A 17588-nucleotide genomic window follows, 5' to 3' on the forward strand; every position below is an offset into this window, starting at 1 on the left:
CATGAGATATCGCAAGCATGTGACGGTCGTCGTGCTGGCCGTGGCGGCGCTGCTGCTGGCCACCGGATGCCGGGATTCGCGCCATATTCCGATGGTGAACGGGCGACCGGAGATCACCATCATGGTCGGCGGGCTGGAGAAGGTGATCTATCTGCCCGCGATGCTCACCAAGCAACTCGGGTACTTCGAGAGCAACGACATCGATGTGAAGCTGCTCGGCGAACAGTCCGGCGCGAACGCCGAGACCGCGTTGCTCACCGGCGATGTGCAGGCGGTGGTCGGTTTCTACGACCACACCATCGACCTGCAGGCCAAGGATCAGTGCATCAGTTCGGTGGTGCAGTTCTCCGACGTGCCCGGCGAGGTGGAGCTGGTGTCCACGGCGGACGCGGACGAGATCAAGTCGACGGCCGATCTGCGCGGCAAGAATTTGGGCGTCACCTCGCTCGGCTCGTCGACCGATTTCCTCACCCAGGCGCTCACCGGTCAGCAGGGGATGTCCACCGCGGACTACACCAGGGTGAAAGTCGGTGCGGGACAGACGTTCATCGCCGGGATGAACCACAACGGCATCGACGCGGGCATGACCACCGACCCGACGGTCGCGCAGATGGTCAATTCCGGGGAGGCGCGGATCCTGGTCGACATGCGCACCGAGGCGGGCACCCGGGCCGCCCTGGGTGGTTTGTATCCGGCCACCTCGCTGTACATGAGCTGCGCGACCATCGACGCGCATCCGGAGATCGTGCGCAAGCTCGCGGCGGCGTTCGTGCAGACCCTGCAGTGGATCAAGGCGCACACTCCGGAGGAGATCGCCGCGCAGATGCCCTCGCAGTACGCGAGTGCGGGCAAGGACCTCTACGTCCAGTCCATCCGTGATTCGATCGGCATGTTCAACGGTGACGGCGTGATGAAACCCGAAGGCGCCCAGAATGTTCTGAACATCCTCGGCCAGTACTCGAAGAACGTGCGCCCGGTCCGGGACCGCATCGATCTGTCGAAGACCTACACCACCCGGTTCGTCGAGGAGGCGCTGCGCGCGCCGAAGCAGTAGCGCGCTCGAGGTGCGGCGGGCCATCCCGGGCTTCCGGGGTGGCCCGCTGTCGTGTCGGCACCAGAATTAATGCCTTGACGAGTGGTTATCACTTGATAACCTGAAGAGAGTTATCGAACGATAACCTCACGTTCGGGAGGCCCCATGACCGCGATCACCACCTCGGGCATCCGCGAGATCCTCGCGGAACTGCACCGCTACCTCGAGCCGGAACCTCCGGCGCTCACCCTGCCGCCCAGCGCCTACTCCTCGCCCGAGCTGTGGGAGCTGGAGCGCGAGTTGATCTTCCGGCGCGGCTGGATCCTGGCCGCGCACGTCGATCAGCTCGCGCGTCCCGGTGACTATGTGGCGCTGTCGATCGCGGGAGAGCCGGTGGTGCTCACCCGGGCCCAGGACGGCGAACTGCGCGCGATGTCCTCGATCTGCCGGCACCGGCTGATGCCGCTCGTCGAACCCGGTGCGGGCCATACGGATTCGTTCACCTGCCGCTATCACCTGTGGAAGTACGGCCTCGACGGCAGGCTGCGCGGGGCGCCGTACATGGGTGGCAACCAGGACTTCGCGCCCAAGCTGTGCCGGCTGCCGCAATTCGCGTTGGCGGAGTGGAACGGCCTGGTCTGGATCAACCTCGACGCGGACGCCGCACCGATCGGTGACCATCTCGATCGGGCCGCGGCCCAGTTCGACGGGTACCGCCTCGGCGAGATGGTGCAGGTGGACTCGTGGTCGCTGGAATGGCGGGTGAACTGGAAACTGGTGATGGAGAACGGGCACGAGAACTATCACGTCATCGGCCTGCACCGGGAGACGCTCGAACCGTTCATGCCGGGCGGCAGCGATATCCACGTCGAGCACTACTCGCCGTGGGTGCTGCACGCCAGGATCCCGCTCGCCCTGCCGGTGGAACCGGAAGCGGTGCGGCTGAACGAGATCCAGCGCAACAACGGCATGCTGCTGCTGGGTTTCCCGGTGAGCGCGTTCATCGCGATCGGCGACCAGGTGGTGTGGTTCAGCTTCACGCCGACGGCGATCGACCGGGTCCAGGTGATCGGTGGCGTGCTCACCCTGCCGGAACTGGCCACCGATTCCGAAGCGCTGCGCCGCACCCAGCAGGCGGTCACCATGATGATCAACGACGAGGACCGCGACGGCCTGGAAGCCGTGCAGCGCGGCGTCGCCGCGCAGTTCACCGCGCGCGGTCACCTCAGCCCCAAGGAGCGGCCCGGCATCCTGGCCTTCTACCGGAATCTGGCCACCGCCTTGCTCGGGGACGAACCGTACGGCCGTTAGCCTGGAACGCATGACGGCGGAAACGACCCGATCGAGCCCGGCGGCCGAACGCATCCTGCGTACCGCCGCCGAGCTCATCGCCGTGCGCGGATTCGCGGCCACCTCGACGCGCGATATCGCCGCCGCCGTCGGGGTGCGCCAACCCGCCATCTACAAGCACTTCGCCGCGAAAGACGACATCCTCGCCGCACTGGTCCGCCTCGGCCTGGAACGGCCGCTGGCACTGGCAGACGAACTGGGGGCGCTCGACGCGCCCGCGGTGGTGAAACTGCACCGGTGGCTGGGCGAGGCGCTGGACCATCTGCAAGCGTCGCCGTATGTACTCGCGTCCATCCTCACCACCCAGGAGCTGACCCGGGAACGCTTCACCGCCGAGCTGGGGCTGGTCACCCGGTTGGATCGCATCGTCATCGAGCTGGTGACGGCGGGACAGCGGGAAGGTGACGTGCGCGCGATGAATCCGGTGTCCGGGGCGCGCCTCGTCCAGGCCCTCTTCGATGCTCTCGCACTGCCGGAGATCGCGGTGCGCCCGGCGGAGATCGTCGAATTCGCCTTGACCGGACTGCTCGCCGACCCCGCGCGGCTGCCCGAGATCCGGCGGGCGGCGCAGGCGTTACCCCTTTCCTGATCGCGATCATCGGCTACCGTCGTTCGGGTGATGGCGAGCCTGTCGGGGGGTGCTGAACACGGTGGTGGGGACGTGGTCGAGGGTCCGGCCGGGCTGCCGCCACGCCGGACGATCGTGCTACCCGACGGGGCGACGATCGCGGTCCGATTCGTGCCCGGCCCCGATCCGGTTCTGCTGCTGCATGGTTGGGCGCTGACGGCGGACGTCAATTTCTGTCACCTGATGCCGTCGGTCGCGGCGGAGCACGGCCTCGTCGCACTGGACCTGCGCGGGCACGGCCGCGGCCTGCCACTGGCCGCCGACCAACGATTCGATATCGCTCAGTGCGCCGACGACGCCGCCTCGGTGCTGGACGCGCTGGGCATCGATCAGGTGGTGGTGTGCGGGTATTCGCTGGGCGGGCCGGTCGGCCTGGAATTCGCTCGGCGCCACCGGGATCGGGTGCGCGGGCTGGTGTTCGAGGCGACCGCGATGGCCTTCGACAGCCGCACCGACCAGATCGGCCGGGTGTTCTTCCGCGGGCTGCGCCCGCTCGCGCATGTCAGCGCGGGCATCGGCCGCACCCTGCCGCTGGCCTACTTTCGCCGCGCGCGGGCACGCGTGCCGGAGGTGGCGCGACTATGGCCGTGGCTGAGTGCCGAACTGGGACAGTGCCATCCGCGCGTGATCGTCGACGTGATCCTGGCCGAGTACGCCTTCGATTTCCGGCCGCACGCGGCCGAACTCGCGGGGCTGCCCACGACGGTGGTGGTCACCGCCCGCGACGGGGCGGTGCCACCTACCGACCAACGAGAACTGGCCGCACTGCTCGGCGCCGAGGTGATCGAGCTGGACGCCGCCCATGACGTTTTCCTGGCCGAGCCGGAAAAGTATGTGGCGGCGACGCGTACGGCGATCGAGCAGGTGCTGAAGGACTCCGGAAATTCGACGCCGCCGTGACCCATCGTCACGCGGCCTCGGGCCGTCGGCTCGGGTCGAACCCTGCTCAGCTCGGTGAAGCAGCGGGCTCGGCCGCGTCGTTCGCCTTCAGTTCGGCCTTCCATTCCCGGAAGCCCTCTTCGGTGCGACCGCGCCGCCAGTAGCCCGAGATCGACGCCGCCCATTCGGCGGGCACATTGTGCTCGCGGCGCACGTAGCGCCGCAGGTCGTGCATCACCGTCTGGGCTTCGCCGTGGATGAAGACCTGCACCTGGCCGTCTTTCCACGGCGCGCTGCGCACGCTCTCGGCGAGCACCTCGCCGGGGCCGCGGCTGCCGCGGTGCAACCAGGTGAACTCGATGCCGTCGGGCTTGCGCAGCGGCAGTTCGTCGTCCGGTCCGGCCACCTCGACGAACGCGTAGCCGACCGCGTCCGCGTCCATCGCCTCCAGTGCCGCGGCGATGGCGGGCAGCGCCGCCTCGTCGCCGGCCAGCAGATGCCAGTCCGCGTCGGACCGGGGTGCGTAGGCGCCGCCGGGACCGTACAGGTCGATGGTGTCGCCGGGCTTGGTCTCGGCCGCCCACGGTCCCGCGATGCCCTCGGCGCCGTGATACACGAAATCCGCGGCGAGTTCGCCGGCTTCCTGATCGACCGAGCGAACCGTGTAGGTGCGCAGCACCTCGATACCGTCGCGTTCGAAGATGAACTTGACGTAGGAATCGGTGAATTCGTTGTCCTTGAACGCGGCGAAACCGGGTCCGCCGAGGTGGACCCGGATCAGATGCGGGCTGAGCCACTCGGTGCGCTGCACGGTGAGGGTGGTGCGAGGTCGAGCCATAGGTAATCCTCCCACGATTAGAATTAGGGTTACCTTACTGACACTACTCCCCGTTGATCGTGAACGAGGCGGCGCGGCGTTCGGTTGCGGGCGTCGCCGCGGGATCGTTCGGCACCGTTTCGGCGTAGTTCGCTCAGCGGACCGGTCCGATTGCACCCGTCCGAGGCGCTTACCTGCGAAGTCGGGTTTGCCGTCGGCGCGGCGGTGCCCGGCGGGCGGGCGCTACCGGTAGCGCGACGTGCCGATCAATGCGAGAACATGCGATGATCCCATGTCATGTGTCCGGGGTCACCGACCGACGACCCCGGCCGTCGCGTCGTTGCCGCAAGAGAGAAGGACCGCACTATGACAGCCGCCGACCGTGAAGTATCGGACGCCGGACCCCTCGACCAGACCGGCGCCGGCGAATCGGAGGGCTACGCGCGCGGCCTGAGCCCGCGCACCATTCAGATGATCGCCATCGGCGGCGCGATCGGCACCGGCCTGTTCTACGGCGCCGGCGGCGCGATCGAGCAGGCGGGCCCCGCGCTGATCCTGGCCTACCTGGCGGCGGGCGTGGCGATCTTCGTCATCATGCGCGCGCTGGGGGAGTTGCTCACCTATCGGCCGGTGTCGGGCAGCTTCGCCGAGTACGCGCACGAATTCCTCGGCCGCTTCGCGGGTTTCGTGACCGGCTGGTCCTACTGGGCGGTGTGGGTGGCCACCTGCATGGCCGAGATCACGGTCGCGGGCAAGTACGTGCAGTACTGGTTCGATATCGAGCCGTGGATCACCGCGCTGGTGGTGCTCGCCGTGATGTTCGCGGCGAACCTGATCTCCGTGCGGCTGTTCGGTGAGGGCGAATTCTGGTTCTCCGCCATCAAGGTCACCGCGATCATCGGCATGATCCTGCTCGGCCTCGGCGTGCTGACCATCGGCTTCGGCCACGCCGCGAACCCGACCGTGACCAACCTCTGGGCCGACGGCGGCGTGTTCCCGAACGGTTTCGGGCAGTCGCTGCTGGTGCTGCAGATCGTGCTGTTCGCCTACGTCGGTGTCGAATTGGTCGGCGTGACGGCCGGCGAGGCCCGCGACCCGCGCAAGACGCTGCGCAAGGCGATCAACACGCTGCCGTTCCGCATCGGCCTGTTCTACGTCGGCGCGCTGCTGGTGATCATGTCGGTGGCGAGCTGGCGCACCTTCCACGAGGGCAAGAGCCCGTTCGTCGAGGTCTTCCAGCAGATCGGCATTCCGGGTGCGGCGGGCATCATCAACTTCGTGCTGCTGACCGCGGCGCTGTCGTCGTGCAACTCGGGTATCTACTCGACCGGCCGCATGTTGCGCACGCTGTCGATGCACGGCGAAGCCCCGTCGGCGTTGGCGCAGCTGAGTTCGCGGCAGGTGCCCTACGTCGGCATCAGCGTGTCGGCGGCCGCGATGGTGATCGGCGTGATCGTCAATGTCATCTCGCCGGACAAGGCGTTCGCCTACATCACCTCGGTGAGCACCATCGGCATCATCTTCGTGTGGGGCATCATCCTGGTCTGCCACCTGATCTACCGCGCCAAGGTCGCGCGCGGCGAACTGCCCGCCAGCGACTATCGCCTGCCCGCCGCCCCGTACACCACCGTCGCGGCGCTGGCCTTCCTGGCCCTGGTGGTCGTGCTGCTGTTCTGGACCGAGAGCGGGCGCACCGCGCTCGTGGTCGGCCTGGTGTGGGCCGTGCTGGTCTCGGCCGGTTATGTGGGCCTGACGCGGTTCGGTGCGCGCGCGAAGGCCGCCGAGCACTAGAGCGTCGAAACGGGCACGCGACCGCCGGGGGCGGCGCGTGCCCGTTGTCGTATCGGCTACTCGCGTTCTGCTCGTGACCGGCGCGGCGTCGGTCTCTTCGCAGGTAGGCCGCTCGGCGCGGGATAGAAGAAGTTCAGGATCAACCTGGTGATGTCGGCCAGGAACCGCTCGCGGGAGATGGGCGGCTGGTCCAGCACGTAGCGGATCGTCAGATGTTCGACGGTGCGCACGAGCAGCCACGAGGCGGCGTCGAAATCGACGTCGTCGGGCAGCGCCGCACTGTGCATGGCGAGCGCAGCCCTGGCGATACCGCCGATCTGCTGTTCGAAGGCGAACACCGTGTTCGCGCCGCTGAGTCGCGGGGTCTGCTCGATCACCGCGCGCAGCAGCGCGGGATGCTTGCCCAGCGCCTCGAGCAGCACGGAAATGGCTGCGGGAACAGCGATTTCGGGCGGCTCGGCGAGGTTCGCCAGCACGCTGTCGTGCACCACGGCCGCGACCTCGGTGTTGAAGCGGTCGATCACGGCGGTGACGATCGCGTCCTTGTCCGGGAAGTACTGGTAGAGCGAGCCGGGGCTGACCCCGGCCGCGTCGGCGATCCGGTTGGTGGACGCGCCGTCGTAGCCGTGCCGGATCAGCACGTCCTGGCCCGCGTCGACGAGGCGGGCGACCATGGCACGAGACCGCTGCTGCTGCGGTGTTTTCCGGGTCTTCGGTGGCATCAGAAGACGAATTGAACGCGAGTATTTATTCGTGTCAGCATCGATTCATGGTGGCACACAATGACGTGGTGCACGAGGGTCGCCGTGTACCTGTTCCGCTCGGCCCGGATTCGTTGACCTGGAAGATCTTCGGCTCGCTGTACTTCGCGCCGAGCGGGTTGTTCCTCGGCATGGTGCAGAACATGCATCCAGGTCTCGGTGCGGGAGTCGAGTATCACTCGCAGATCCAGGACGAGTTCTATCAGCGCGTGCTGCGGTCGGCGTACCCGATCGTCGGCGTGGTCTTCGACGGCCCGCGTGCCGAGCAGACCGCGCGTGAGATCGTCGACTATCACCGCACGATCAAAGGCCGCGACGAACGGGGGCGGCGTTATCACGCCCTCGACCCGGGCACGTTCTACTGGGCGCACGCGGTGTTCTTCGTGCAGACCCTGCGGGCCGGTGAGCTGTTCATGGGCGGGCTGACGCCGCGACAGCGCGAGCAGCTCTGGCGCGAGCAATACCAGTGGTACGAGATGTACGGGATGAGCATGCGGGTCGTGCCGAAGAGCTGGCCGGAGTTCCAGGAGTACTGGAATCACATGTGCGCGCACGTCTTGGAGCCGACAAAGGCCGCATGGGAGGTGTACCGCCTGGCCGAGCAGGCCCCGGTGCCGCCGTTCCCGATCCTGGAGCTGCTACCGCAACCCTTGTGGAACCGGCTGTTTCGCCCGGCGGGTGCCAGGTTCTACCAGTTCGTCACGATCGGCCTGTGCGATCCGGCGATCCGGCGCACGATGGGCTTCGACTGGACCGCGCGGGATCAGTTCTGGTTCGACCGGTGGTGCGCCTTGTTCACCGCACTGAACCGGGTGACGCCGGACGAGATCCGCTATTTCTTCCCGCGGATCCGAGCCGGGCGACGTCGGGCCCGTGGCCTGCGCCCGGCCACGCTGGCACCACCGGAAGCCCCCGAATTGCTGTGGCCCGCACCGGAACATCGCGCCGATCCCAAACATTACTGCCCCGTGCACGCGGATCACGGCAGCACGCCGGTCACGAGATTCCGCCAACTGACAGGATTTTGACCGATGCCCGACGTGCATGCCGACCATCCCTACGACTACTACTACCGTCCGGGGATGCCGTTGCGACCCGCTCCGCCGCGCGCCGTGGCCACCGAATTATGGTATGAGCCAAGGAAATCGATCCTGTCGCCGTGGCTGGAAGTGCGGCCGATCCCGGTCGAGACGCCGCGCACCCGTCTGATGGCGGACCATCTGTGGCAGGGCGACGAGCCGATGGACCGGCTGGTCGCCGCCTTCACCCGGATCGGCACGGCCGCGGGCCGGCGCCAGCTCGACCAGGCGCTCGACCACGGCATCGAGACGGTGGACGACCCACCGCCGGAACTGGTTTCGCTGTTCGCCGGCCTGGACACCCCGCCGGACTGGTACGACCCGCAGCTGTGGGAGTACGGCCGCCGCTTGTGGATCAACGTCTCGACCTCCGGCAAACTCGCGATGGGCGTGCAGGACTTCATGGGCACGTTCGTCGGCGCCGAGGTGGCCTCGGCGACCGGTGCCACCGGGCGGTTCGTCAACGACCCGTACCGGCGAAACCTGGAGACCGCCACCTGGTTTCGCAACGTCACCGTGCGCGGCGGCATGCAACGCTGGTCGCCGGTGTTCAAGGACACCGTGCGGGTGCGGCTGATGCACGCCCAGGTGCGCGCGGGGTTGCGCCGGGCCTGGGGCGCGGACCATTTCGCCGCGCACGGCAATCCCATCTCGAACAGCACCATGATGGGCGCCGCCGTGACGTTCGGGCTGTCCCCGATGTGTTTCGACCATGCGCACGGACGGCCTTGCACCGAGCGGCAACTGAACGCGGTGATGCACTACTGGGCCTACATCGCCTACGTCTTCGGTGTGGCCGATGAACTGATCCCGCGCTCGGCCGTCGAAGGCATGGAGATGTCGGACTACATGGTCGCGACGGCGGGCACGGCGCCGGAGTGGACCGCGAATATGGCGGGCGCGGCGACGCACCGGCTCGCGGGCACCAGCCTGGCCGATCGGCTGAAGGTACAGGCGACGGCGCCGCTCGTCGGCCTGCTGGCCTACTTCAGCAGCCCGGGATTGGTGCGAGAACTGCTGCGCGACACACCATTACACAGCGTGCCGAGCCAGCCGTGGGCGGCGCTGACCGGCCTCGCGGCCGGGCTGGACGTCCGGCTGCGCGCACTCGACGACAAGCTGCCGGGCGCCCGGCAGCGCCGGACCCGCCGCGCCGCCGCCGACGACCCGGTCTGGCGGCGCAACACCAAGGTGGCCGCGCTGCTCGCGGCTCGGGTCGGCATCTACGGCACGCCCTACGACCAGCACGACGATTCCGCCGCGAACCTCAACCGCTGTCCCGTCCGATGATTCGGCCGCCGGCGCTGGTGGTGCGGCTGCGACGCTCCGGCCGGACCCTCACCGTCCCCGCCGAACTCACCGTGCTGGAGGCGCTCGAGCGCGCGGGCATCGAGATCCCGTCGCTGTGCCGGGCGGGCATCTGCGGCACCTGCGAGACCGTGGCTCTCGCCGCACCGCCGCGCGTCATCCGGCCCTGTGTCACCACGGCGGGACAGGACGGCCTGCTAACGTTGGATCTCTGAGTTCGTCTGTGCCCCAGCCGGTTCGACGCGTTGCGCCAACCCGTCGACGATCAGGGTCAGCCCCGCCTCGAACGCCGATTCGTGATCGATGCGCGGGATATCCGGTATCTGTGCCGCGGAGCCGTCGTCCGCCTGTTCTTCGAGCACCGCGCCTACCGTGAACCGGCTCGCGGTCAACATCGCCATCTGCGCGTCCCGCTCGGGCACCCCGGCCGCGATGAGGAACGCCATCTTGTGCTCGAGCCGGCCGAGGTCGCCCGCGCCCGGGTGGGTGCCGGCGTGCAGTCGCGCGCCGTCGCGGCGCAGCAGCAGGGTGCGCCGGAAGCTGCGGGTGTTCTCGCGGAACCAGTCCTGCCAGTCGTCGGCGGCCGTCGGCAGCGGGGCCGTCGCGTGCGGCGCCATCGCGGCCTCGGCCATGGCGGCGAGCAAGTCTTCTTTCTTGCGGAAGTGCCAGTAGAGCGAGGGCTGCTCGACGCCGAGTCGCTTGGCGAGTTGCCGCGTGCTGACCGTGTCCAGTCCCACCTCGTCCAGTAATGCGAGCGCCTCGGCGATCACGGTTTCCCGGTTCAGCTTTGCCATATTGACAATCTATCAGCGATAGGTAGCCTCGAAGCAGAACCTATCACTGATAGATTGGAGTGGTCATGACGGTCGTTCGTTCCTTGAAAGTCCTCGTCTGCGGTGGCGGCATCGCGGGGCAGGCCCTGGCCTACTGGCTCGCCCGCGGCGGTCACCAGGTGGTCGTCGCGGAACGCTTCCCGGCGCTGCGCGCCACCGGCGCACAGGTCGACCTGCGCGGTCAGGGCATCGATGCGGTCGAGCGGATGGGCCTGCTCGACGCGGTCCGGAGCAAGCTCGTGCACGAAGCCGGCGTCTCCTTCGTGGACGCGCGGGGCCGAGCGCGCGGGACGATCATGGCGAACACCTCCGGCCAGGGCAGGCAGACCCTGACTTCCGAGTACGAGATCATGCGCGGTGACCTGGTGCGCATCCTGCACGAGGCGACCGCGGACGACGTGCGATACCTGTTCGGCCGCACGGTCGAACGGTTCGAACAGGACGACGAGCGGGTGCTCGCCCACTTTTCCGACGGCAGCTCCGGCGAATTCGACCTACTGGTCGGCGCGGACGGCCAGGGCTCGCGGATCCGCCGCGCGATCCAGCCCGCCGCCGCGCCCGACCCGTACCGGCCGGTGGGCATCCACATGGCCTACTGGTTCATTCCGCGCATCGCCGCGGACAGCGATATCCGCGACACCCATCACGCGCCGCACGGCCGAATGATCATGCGCCGCAGCCATAATCCGGCCGAGACGCAGGTCTACTTCATGCTGCGCGAGACCTCCGGTGAAGCGTCGGCGGTGCATCGCGAACCGGTGGAGCGCCAAAAGCAGTTCTGGACCGAACGATTCCTCGACGCGGGCTGGCAGACCGAGCGGTTCCTCGCGGGCATGCGCACCACCGAAAGCTTCTATTCCCAAGAGGCGCTGCAGGTGCGCACGGACACCTGGTCCGAGGGGCGCGTCGTGCTGGTCGGCGATGCCGCACACTGTGCCTCGCCGTACAGCGGCATGGGTGTTTCGGGTGCCCTGGTCGGCGCGTACGTGCTGGCGGGCGAGATCAACCGGCATGCCGCAGACCTGCCCACGGCATTGGCGCACTACGACACCACATTGCGGCCGTTCGTGGACGAGATCCAAGCCGCCGTGAAACCGCGGTTGCTCCGGTTGGGTATGCCGTCGACGCAGCTCGGCATCGACGCGTTTCATGCCTTGACCGCAGCCGCCTGCGCTCTGCGCATTCCCGAACTCGTCGCCCGGCGCGCGAAAACCGACCGGGGCGGCGACTGGTCGCTTCCGGCGTATCCGGAACTCAGTTCCGCAGCAGCGTCCTGATCCCCAGCACCGCGCCGATCAAGCCCAGCGCCGCGGCGAGCACCGCGGAAACCGCTACGCCGCCGATCAATTCGGCGTCGCTCCCGGCGACCAGGAGCACGGCCGCGGCGATCACACACGCCGCGGCGAACAGCGCGGTGATCAGCCGCTGGGCGAGTTCGGAGAGGAACGCGCGATCGGCCGGATGCTCGAAGACGCGCACGCCGACAGTACATCGCCCTGCCGCCAGGTCTGCGCTGATCTTGTCGATCCGCCCCGGAAGCCGTTGCAGCACTGGGAGAACCGCCAGGGCCTGACCTTTGGCGCGAACGGCGAGGCGGTCGGGGGAGAGCAGGGGCGTGAGGATGTCGTCGCCCGCGCGCCGCGCCGACACCAGCAGATCGAAGCCGGGATCGAGCAGCAGCAGCGTGCCTTCCACCGACGCGAGGGTGCGGAAGACCCCGGCCACCTGGCCGGGGATGGCGAACCCGGCCGCGGCGATCAATCCGATCATCTCGGTGAACAGCGCTTTGCTGCCGCCGGCGCCGAACCCGCCCCGGAACCGGACGATGACCTGCCCCATCCGTCGTTCGAAGGTGCGCCGGTCGAAGTCGGCGGGCTCGCCGAGCAGCCGCAGCATGGCGTCGGTCGCGCCGACCGAATCGTCCCCGTCGAGGGCGATCAGGAACGCGGCGATGGCCAGCCGCTCGGTTTCGTCGAGCCGGCCGACCGCGCCGAAATCGAGCAGGCCGAGCCGTCCTTGGTCATCGATGAGCACATTGCCCGGGTGCAGATCGGCATGGAACACCCCGGTGACCAAGATCTGCCGCAGCGTTTCCGACAGCAGCGTGGCGGCGGCGCTCGCTCGGGTGGGAGAGTCCAAGTGGTCGAGCACCGTGCGAGCCGAGCCGACCGGCGCGCCGTCGAGCCGCTGCATCACGAGCAGGCTCGACGAGGAGAACTCGGGATACGCCACGGGGATCGTGATCGCCGAATCCTGCGCCGCCCCAGCGAGATTGCGCATGTTGTCGAGCTCGACGGTGTAGTCCAGTTCTTCGGTGAGCGAGGCGGCGAAGCCCGCGACGAGATCGGTGACACCCATCTCGCGAGCCCAGGACGCGTCGCGCTCCAGCTTGCGCGCGAACCGTCGCATGATCTGCAAGTCGCGCGCGACCTGGGTGCGGGCCCCCGGACGCTGCACCTTGACGACCACGCGGCTGCCGTCGGTGAGTACCGCGGCGTGCGCCTGCCCGACCGACGCGGCGGCCAGCGGTTCCCGGTCGATCGAGGCGAAGACCTCGGTGGCCGGACGCCCGAGCTGCGCCGCGATGATCAGCTCCACCTGATCCCACGGCAGCGGCGTCGCGTCGGTTTGCAGCGTCGCCAGTTGGTCGGCGATCGTGGCAGGGACGACATCCCTTCGGGTGGAAAGCATTTGGCCGAGTTTGACGAAAGTGACACCGGCATCGTTCAGCGCGTCACGCAGGTTGGCCGCCGCCGCGCTGGTCCGGTCCGGGTGGGCCCGCGAGCCGCGCAGCAGGAACCCGCCCAGCCCGTGCCGCAGCAGCACACCGAGCAACTGCCAGTACCGGATCGCCTCCTGCCGCGACCGCCGCCAGCGCCGCACCAGCGCGATCGGGCCCGGCACCGAGCCGCTGGGCACGATGATCTCCGCGACGTACAGCACCGCGAGCAGCAGCACGAAGATCCACGCCCACAGCAGCACCACCACAGTGAGCGCGCCCCACGGCGCGGCGATCGCACCACCGTCGTCGACCAGTCCGAGCCGGTGCGCCAACGCGGTGGCCGCCGTCGACCCCGCCACCGGGAACACCGCGGACAGCAGCACGGTCCGCGGCCAGCCCACCGGCGTCCCGATCACCCGCCGGGCGACGGTCGCGACCAGCCAGACCAGCAGTGCCCACCCGACGAGCACGAAAACCGCTGATACCACCGTCATCACGACCACCCGCGATTCGCCATGCGCCGAGCATGCCGGAGCCCCTGCCCGCTGACCATCGGGGATCACCCTGATGCCGCAGGGTGGAGCGGGGGATTCCGCGCAGCCCCCGGTGCGAATTCGGGTAGTCGAGTACCTGTATGCGCGGCGGTGTGCCGCGTGACAATGGAAACGTTCGAATCGTCGGGGCCTGATGAGGATGTGGGACATGGTCACCCCTCGCTGCCCGTCACCGCGCGCACACAGCTGCTCAACGACCTGGTCGCGGCGCCGATGTATCAGATCCTGACCGCGAATCCGCCTGCGGCGCAACCGCGCCCGATCAATATCGAGCGCCCGGTACTGCACGTCGAACTGGATCTGCTCGGCGCCCCGCTGCACGTGATCGTCGTGCACCTGAAGTCGAAACTGCCGACCGATATCCCCGGCCAGAAAGCCGACCGCTTCACCTGGCGCGACGCCGGGGCGATGGCCGAGGGCTCGTTCCTGTCCGGCATGAAGCGGATGAGCCAGGCCGTCGAGGTGCGCAGGCTCATCGACCAGATCCTGGACCGGGACGCGGCGGCCCGCATCGTGGTCGCGGGCGACTTCAACGCGACCGTCGACGAGGTGCCGCTGGTCGCGATCCGCGGCGACGTGGAGGACACCGGGAACGGCGCGCTCGCCGGACGGGTCCTGGTGCCGCTCGAGCACACGGTGCCCGAACCCGCGCGCTACACGCTGTTCCACCATGGTCGCGGCGCGATGCTGGACCACCTGCTCGTCACCCGCAACCTGCTCGCCGATTACCGCGGCACCGAGATCCACAACGAGGTGCTGCACGACGAGTCGGCCGACTTCGCGACGGACAAGAAGTACCCGGAGTCCGATCACGCGCCGGTGGTCGCGACGTTCGAATTCACCTGAGCAGCAGCGAGTTCCAAGCAGTAGCGATCATTCGGCGGGTGCGCTGCCGACGGATTTGCGCGCGGGCATACAGGCCGAGGCGAGCAGCATGACCACCGCCATCACCGTCACCGTGACGAACACCAGATGCACCGCCGAGGACAGCGTGGCCGGCGCCGGATGGTCGGTGTCGCCGATCCGCGCGTTCACGATCGCGCCGAACACCGCGACGCCGACCGCGCTGCCGATCGAGCGAGCGAACATGTTGGCCGAGGTGACGACGCCGCGTTCGGACCATTCCGCGCTCGCCTGCGCGGCGATGAGCGTGGGCGCGGCGACCAAGCCCATGCCCGCGCCGATCAGGAAACACGAGGCGGCGACCTGCCACAGCGTCGAATTCTCGGTGATCAGCAGGGTTGTCGCGGCGCCCACCGTGGCCAATCCGCTGCCGATCAGCGCGGTGGCTCGAAATCCGAGGCGCAGGTACACCTTTCCGGCGAGTGCGGCGGCGATCGGCCAGCCGAGCGTGAGCGCGCCGACGGTGAGCCCGGCGACCAGCGCGCCGGTGCCGAGCACCCCCTGCGTGAAAGTCGGGACGTAGGAGGTCAATCCGAGCAGGATGGCGCCGACCAGCACGCCCACCACGCTGCTCGCGACGAGCACCCGGCGGGTGAACACCCACAGCGGCAGCACCGGATTCGCGGCGCGCCGTTCCACCAGACCGAACAGCACGAGCAGCAGCGCGCCCCCGGCGAAGATGGCCACGCTGGTCGGCGAGCTCCAGGCCCAGGCCTGCCCGCCCTCGAGCAGGCCGAGAATCAGTGCGCCCGCGCCGATGGTCAGCAGTGCGGCGCCGAGATAGTCCACCTGCTGCTTGCGCCGCGGCGCGCTCTCCTTGAAACTGCGCAACAGCATCCAACCCGCCACCGCGGACAGCGGCAGGTTGATCAGGAAGATCCAGCGCCAGCTGACGTAGTCGGCGAAGATGCCGCCGAGCAGCGGTCCCGCCACCGACGACAACGCCCAGATGCTGGCCAGGTAGCCCTGCACCTTGGCGCGCTCGGTCAGGGTGTAGAGGTCGCCCGCGATGGTCATCGTCATCGGCTGGATCGCGCCCGCGCCGATGCCCTGCACGGCGCGGAAGATGATCAGTCCCAGCATGCTGGTCGCGAGGCCGCACAGCAGCGAGCCGAGTGCGAACACGGCGACACCGAAGAGAATGACGGGCTTGCGGCCGACCGTGTCGGCGATCTTGCCGTAGATCGGGACGGTGACCGCCTGCGCGAGCAGATAGATGGAGAACAACCAGGGGAACTGGGCGAATCCGCCGAGGCTGCTGGTGATCGTGAGCACCGCGGTGGCGATGATGGTCGAATCCAAGGCGACCAGTCCGGTCGCGAGCATCAGCGAGCCGAGAATGGCGCCACGCTCCGAACGAAGACCTACGGACGACTGCACGGTCTCGGTCGCCACACGCGGCCCCTCTCGTTCGCTCACCTAACCACCAACAACGAACGTATCTCCAGCCGAGCTATTCCCGCATGGGAATTTTCGCGGTCCCGACGCGGTACGCCGGTGCCGGTTTCGTGACCGGGCGGTGGACGGCCGCCGACGGGCAGGCGCGCGGCACTGGCCCGGTGGATGGCCGTCGCATGAACACTCGCGCATGCGGTGCAGCCGCCGCGCGGCGGCAATTTGGGGACGGGCACAAATGGTCTTGTTACTCGCTCCAGGAGTGGCAAACAATTGGCAATCATATTGCCGATACGCGATGTTGCGTGCGCCGGTGAGCAACGTTTCGGGCAGTTGAATGGCCTGCGCCGCAGGGTTAACCAGGCTCGTCGAATTCACCCCAATCGGGCGAAAAAACGACGCAAATCAGACTTTCCGCACCGCCGGTATGTGGAGGTATTTACTCCGTATATCGGCGGTGGTCCACCTCACAGGATCTTCCAGATGGAAGCTGTAGACAGTTATCTCAGTACGGGCGTACTGTCTGGCCGATGTGTTCAGGACCAGCGAGTAGGTGATGCTTCAGCTCGGGCAGTAGAGCGAATTTCACCGATGTGCGCTGAGTCTCCCACGGAATAGTTGTAACGCAAGGACGCGGACGACCCCATTCCATTCAGATACGAATACCGACCCGACCGGAAGTGAACGGGGCTCCCCGATGGAAATATTCTGCATAGTCCTGCTTGTCTATCTCGTGTTCGCGGAACCATTCTTCGAGATATTCTCGGTCCGCGTGTTCACGCGTGAATTCGGGCAGCGGTCCGATGCGCGCGTGCGCCTGTACCAGGGTGGCGTGTTCCGGACCTGGGCCACGCTCGCGGTCATCCTGGTCGCGTTCGCGATCAGCGGCACCTCGGTGCGCGAACTCGGCCTGACCCACTTCGACACCGCGATCTTCCGTGGCTTCTCGCTGCCCGAACAGGTCATCAGCCTCGCCATCATCGCCGTCTACGTCTCGTATCTCTTTGGGCCGGTGCTGATTCCGCTGGTCGGTGGGCGCGCGGGCAAGGACTGGATCGCCCGCAAGATCGAGTACGTCGTGTTCATCACCCCGGAGAACTCGATCGAGCGCTTCTGGTGGCTGGCCAACTCGTTCAGCACGCCCGCCGAGGAGGTCGTCTACCGCGGCTTCACCCTCTACGCGGTCGCGCTGCTCTGGCCGGACCTGCCCTTCTGGGTGCTGGTCATCCTCGCCGGTGGCGTCATCGACGGCCTGCGGCACGGTTTCCGGCCCGCCGTCTCCGCGCAGGTGATCTTCGGCGGCGTCGCGCTCGCGCTGCTGTACAAACTGACCGGCGCGATCTGGCCGACGATCGCCGTGAAGCTATTCCACGACCTGCGCGTTCTCGCATTCCCGCTGGCGCAGGCGCGCCGGAACCTGGCCGCTCGGGGATTGTCCGAGATTCCGGGGAAAACCCTCGCCGAACAGAATGTCCCCGCCGACGCGGACAATCCTGACAACTCCGTGGAGTCTCGTACTTCTGTTTCTACGTAGT

Annotated in this window: 16 protein-coding genes; 11 read left to right on the forward strand and 5 right to left on the reverse strand. The window is 67.9% G+C overall.

The annotated features are described in order from the left end of the window. Nucleotide 1: 1 nt before the first annotated feature. The 4 genes from NVU01S_RS35260 to NVU01S_RS35275 all read left to right on the forward strand — a co-directional run bounded on the left by NVU01S_RS35260 (nucleotide 2) and on the right by NVU01S_RS35275 (nucleotide 3911). Complete coding sequence (locus NVU01S_RS35260; RefSeq protein ID WP_042255570.1) at nucleotides 2-1054, forward strand: ABC transporter substrate-binding protein; 1053 nt, start codon at nucleotides 2-4, stop codon at nucleotides 1052-1054. A 144-nt stretch (nucleotides 1055-1198) separates the two neighbouring features. After that, entirely contained in the window at nucleotides 1199-2344 is a 1146-nt protein-coding gene (locus NVU01S_RS35265; protein ID WP_043665419.1) for an aromatic ring-hydroxylating oxygenase subunit alpha, read from the forward strand. A gap of 10 nt (nucleotides 2345-2354) precedes the next feature. Continuing rightward, the gene (locus NVU01S_RS35270) at nucleotides 2355-2972 is read left to right on the forward strand and encodes a TetR/AcrR family transcriptional regulator (RefSeq protein ID WP_043665416.1); all 618 of its coding nucleotides are present in this window, start codon (nucleotides 2355-2357) and stop codon (nucleotides 2970-2972) included. Nucleotides 2973-3044: 72 nt separating this feature from the next. Further along, complete coding sequence (locus NVU01S_RS35275) at nucleotides 3045-3911, forward strand: alpha/beta fold hydrolase (RefSeq protein WP_043665414.1); 867 nt, start codon at nucleotides 3045-3047, stop codon at nucleotides 3909-3911. A gap of 46 nt (nucleotides 3912-3957) precedes the next feature. On the opposite strand, the gene NVU01S_RS35280 is transcribed toward NVU01S_RS35275, so the two are convergent. Beyond that, nucleotides 3958-4728 carry a siderophore-interacting protein gene (locus NVU01S_RS35280; protein WP_043665412.1) on the reverse strand — a complete coding sequence of 257 codons (771 nt, stop codon included), beginning with the start codon at nucleotides 4726-4728 and terminating at the stop codon, nucleotides 3958-3960. Nucleotides 4729-5073: 345 nt separating this feature from the next. Here NVU01S_RS35280 and NVU01S_RS35285 point away from each other — a divergent pair, with 345 nt between their 5' ends. Next, nucleotides 5074-6498 carry an amino acid permease gene (locus NVU01S_RS35285; RefSeq protein ID WP_043665409.1) on the forward strand — a complete coding sequence of 475 codons (1425 nt, stop codon included), beginning with the start codon at nucleotides 5074-5076 and terminating at the stop codon, nucleotides 6496-6498. Between the two features lie 56 nt (nucleotides 6499-6554). Here NVU01S_RS35285 and NVU01S_RS35290 read toward each other — a convergent pair whose 3' ends face one another. Further along, the gene (locus tag NVU01S_RS35290) at nucleotides 6555-7220 is read right to left on the reverse strand and encodes a TetR/AcrR family transcriptional regulator (RefSeq protein WP_244467128.1); all 666 of its coding nucleotides are present in this window, start codon (nucleotides 7218-7220) and stop codon (nucleotides 6555-6557) included. Between the two features lie 47 nt (nucleotides 7221-7267). On the opposite strand from NVU01S_RS35290, the gene NVU01S_RS35295 reads away from it, so the two are divergent. Genes NVU01S_RS35295 through NVU01S_RS35305 form a run of 3 tightly spaced genes read left to right on the forward strand, consistent with a single transcriptional unit; the run spans nucleotide 7268 to nucleotide 9861 of the window. Further along, the gene (locus NVU01S_RS35295) at nucleotides 7268-8287 is read left to right on the forward strand and encodes an oxygenase MpaB family protein (protein WP_052280250.1); all 1020 of its coding nucleotides are present in this window, start codon (nucleotides 7268-7270) and stop codon (nucleotides 8285-8287) included. Nucleotides 8288-8290: 3 nt separating this feature from the next. Then, entirely contained in the window at nucleotides 8291-9628 is a 1338-nt protein-coding gene (locus NVU01S_RS35300) for an oxygenase MpaB family protein (protein ID WP_043665403.1), read from the forward strand. Then, complete coding sequence (locus NVU01S_RS35305; RefSeq protein WP_043665401.1) at nucleotides 9625-9861, forward strand: 2Fe-2S iron-sulfur cluster-binding protein; 237 nt, start codon at nucleotides 9625-9627, stop codon at nucleotides 9859-9861. Before NVU01S_RS35300 ends, NVU01S_RS35305 begins: the two co-directional genes overlap by 4 nt. Here the strand turns inward: NVU01S_RS35305 and NVU01S_RS35310 are convergent. Continuing rightward, nucleotides 9844-10440 (reverse strand): TetR/AcrR family transcriptional regulator C-terminal domain-containing protein, encoded by a 597-nt coding sequence (locus NVU01S_RS35310; RefSeq protein ID WP_043665398.1) that lies wholly within the window; start codon nucleotides 10438-10440, stop codon nucleotides 9844-9846. The genes NVU01S_RS35305 and NVU01S_RS35310 overlap by 18 nt on opposite strands. Before the next feature lie 65 nt (nucleotides 10441-10505). On the opposite strand from NVU01S_RS35310, the gene NVU01S_RS35315 reads away from it, so the two are divergent. Beyond that, nucleotides 10506-11756, forward strand: coding sequence for an FAD-dependent monooxygenase (locus tag NVU01S_RS35315; protein ID WP_043665395.1), 1251 nt, complete (start codon nucleotides 10506-10508; stop codon nucleotides 11754-11756). Here the strand turns inward: NVU01S_RS35315 and NVU01S_RS35320 are convergent. Further along, nucleotides 11734-13695, reverse strand: a complete 1962-nt coding sequence (locus NVU01S_RS35320) for an ABC1 kinase family protein (RefSeq protein ID WP_043665668.1) — start codon at nucleotides 13693-13695, stop codon at nucleotides 11734-11736. The two genes, NVU01S_RS35315 and NVU01S_RS35320, sit on opposite strands and share 23 nt — an antisense overlap. Nucleotides 13696-13860: 165 nt before the next feature. On the opposite strand from NVU01S_RS35320, the gene NVU01S_RS35325 reads away from it, so the two are divergent. Continuing rightward, nucleotides 13861-14601, forward strand: a complete 741-nt coding sequence (locus tag NVU01S_RS35325; protein WP_342028780.1) for an endonuclease/exonuclease/phosphatase family protein — start codon at nucleotides 13861-13863, stop codon at nucleotides 14599-14601. 27 nt (nucleotides 14602-14628) lie between these two features. Here NVU01S_RS35325 and NVU01S_RS35330 read toward each other — a convergent pair whose 3' ends face one another. Further along, nucleotides 14629-16053: an MDR family MFS transporter gene (locus tag NVU01S_RS35330; protein ID WP_043665393.1), complete on the reverse strand. Its 1425-nt coding sequence runs from the start codon at nucleotides 16051-16053 to the stop codon at nucleotides 14629-14631. 772 nt (nucleotides 16054-16825) lie between these two features. Between NVU01S_RS35330 and NVU01S_RS35335 the strand changes: the two genes are divergently transcribed. Further along, entirely contained in the window at nucleotides 16826-17587 is a 762-nt protein-coding gene (locus tag NVU01S_RS35335) for a CPBP family intramembrane glutamic endopeptidase (protein ID WP_167829347.1), read from the forward strand. Nucleotide 17588: the final 1 nt, after the last annotated feature.

Origin of the sequence: Nocardia vulneris (assembly GCF_001613425.1) — a bacterium.
Classification (GTDB): domain Bacteria; phylum Actinomycetota; class Actinomycetes; order Mycobacteriales; family Mycobacteriaceae; genus Nocardia; species Nocardia vulneris.

Coding starts and splice junctions, on each gene's coding strand:
- NVU01S_RS35320 (WP_043665668.1), bottom strand. CDS start 13,695: ATGACGGTGGTATCAGCGGTTTTCGTGCTCGTCGGGTGGGCACTGCTG.
- NVU01S_RS35260 (WP_042255570.1), top strand. CDS start 2: ATGAGATATCGCAAGCATGTGACGGTCGTCGTGCTGGCCGTGGCGGCG.
- NVU01S_RS35315 (WP_043665395.1), top strand. CDS start 10,506: ATGACGGTCGTTCGTTCCTTGAAAGTCCTCGTCTGCGGTGGCGGCATC.
- NVU01S_RS35300 (WP_043665403.1), top strand. CDS start 8,291: ATGCCCGACGTGCATGCCGACCATCCCTACGACTACTACTACCGTCCG.
- NVU01S_RS35305 (WP_043665401.1), top strand. CDS start 9,625: ATGATTCGGCCGCCGGCGCTGGTGGTGCGGCTGCGACGCTCCGGCCGG.
- NVU01S_RS35310 (WP_043665398.1), bottom strand. CDS start 10,440: ATGGCAAAGCTGAACCGGGAAACCGTGATCGCCGAGGCGCTCGCATTA.
- NVU01S_RS35270 (WP_043665416.1), top strand. CDS start 2,355: ATGACGGCGGAAACGACCCGATCGAGCCCGGCGGCCGAACGCATCCTG.
- NVU01S_RS35265 (WP_043665419.1), top strand. CDS start 1,199: ATGACCGCGATCACCACCTCGGGCATCCGCGAGATCCTCGCGGAACTG.
- NVU01S_RS35280 (WP_043665412.1), bottom strand. CDS start 4,728: ATGGCTCGACCTCGCACCACCCTCACCGTGCAGCGCACCGAGTGGCTC.
- NVU01S_RS35325 (WP_342028780.1), top strand. CDS start 13,861: ATGGAAACGTTCGAATCGTCGGGGCCTGATGAGGATGTGGGACATGGT.
- NVU01S_RS35290 (WP_244467128.1), bottom strand. CDS start 7,220: ATGCCACCGAAGACCCGGAAAACACCGCAGCAGCAGCGGTCTCGTGCC.
- NVU01S_RS35295 (WP_052280250.1), top strand. CDS start 7,268: ATGGTGGCACACAATGACGTGGTGCACGAGGGTCGCCGTGTACCTGTT.
- NVU01S_RS35285 (WP_043665409.1), top strand. CDS start 5,074: ATGACAGCCGCCGACCGTGAAGTATCGGACGCCGGACCCCTCGACCAG.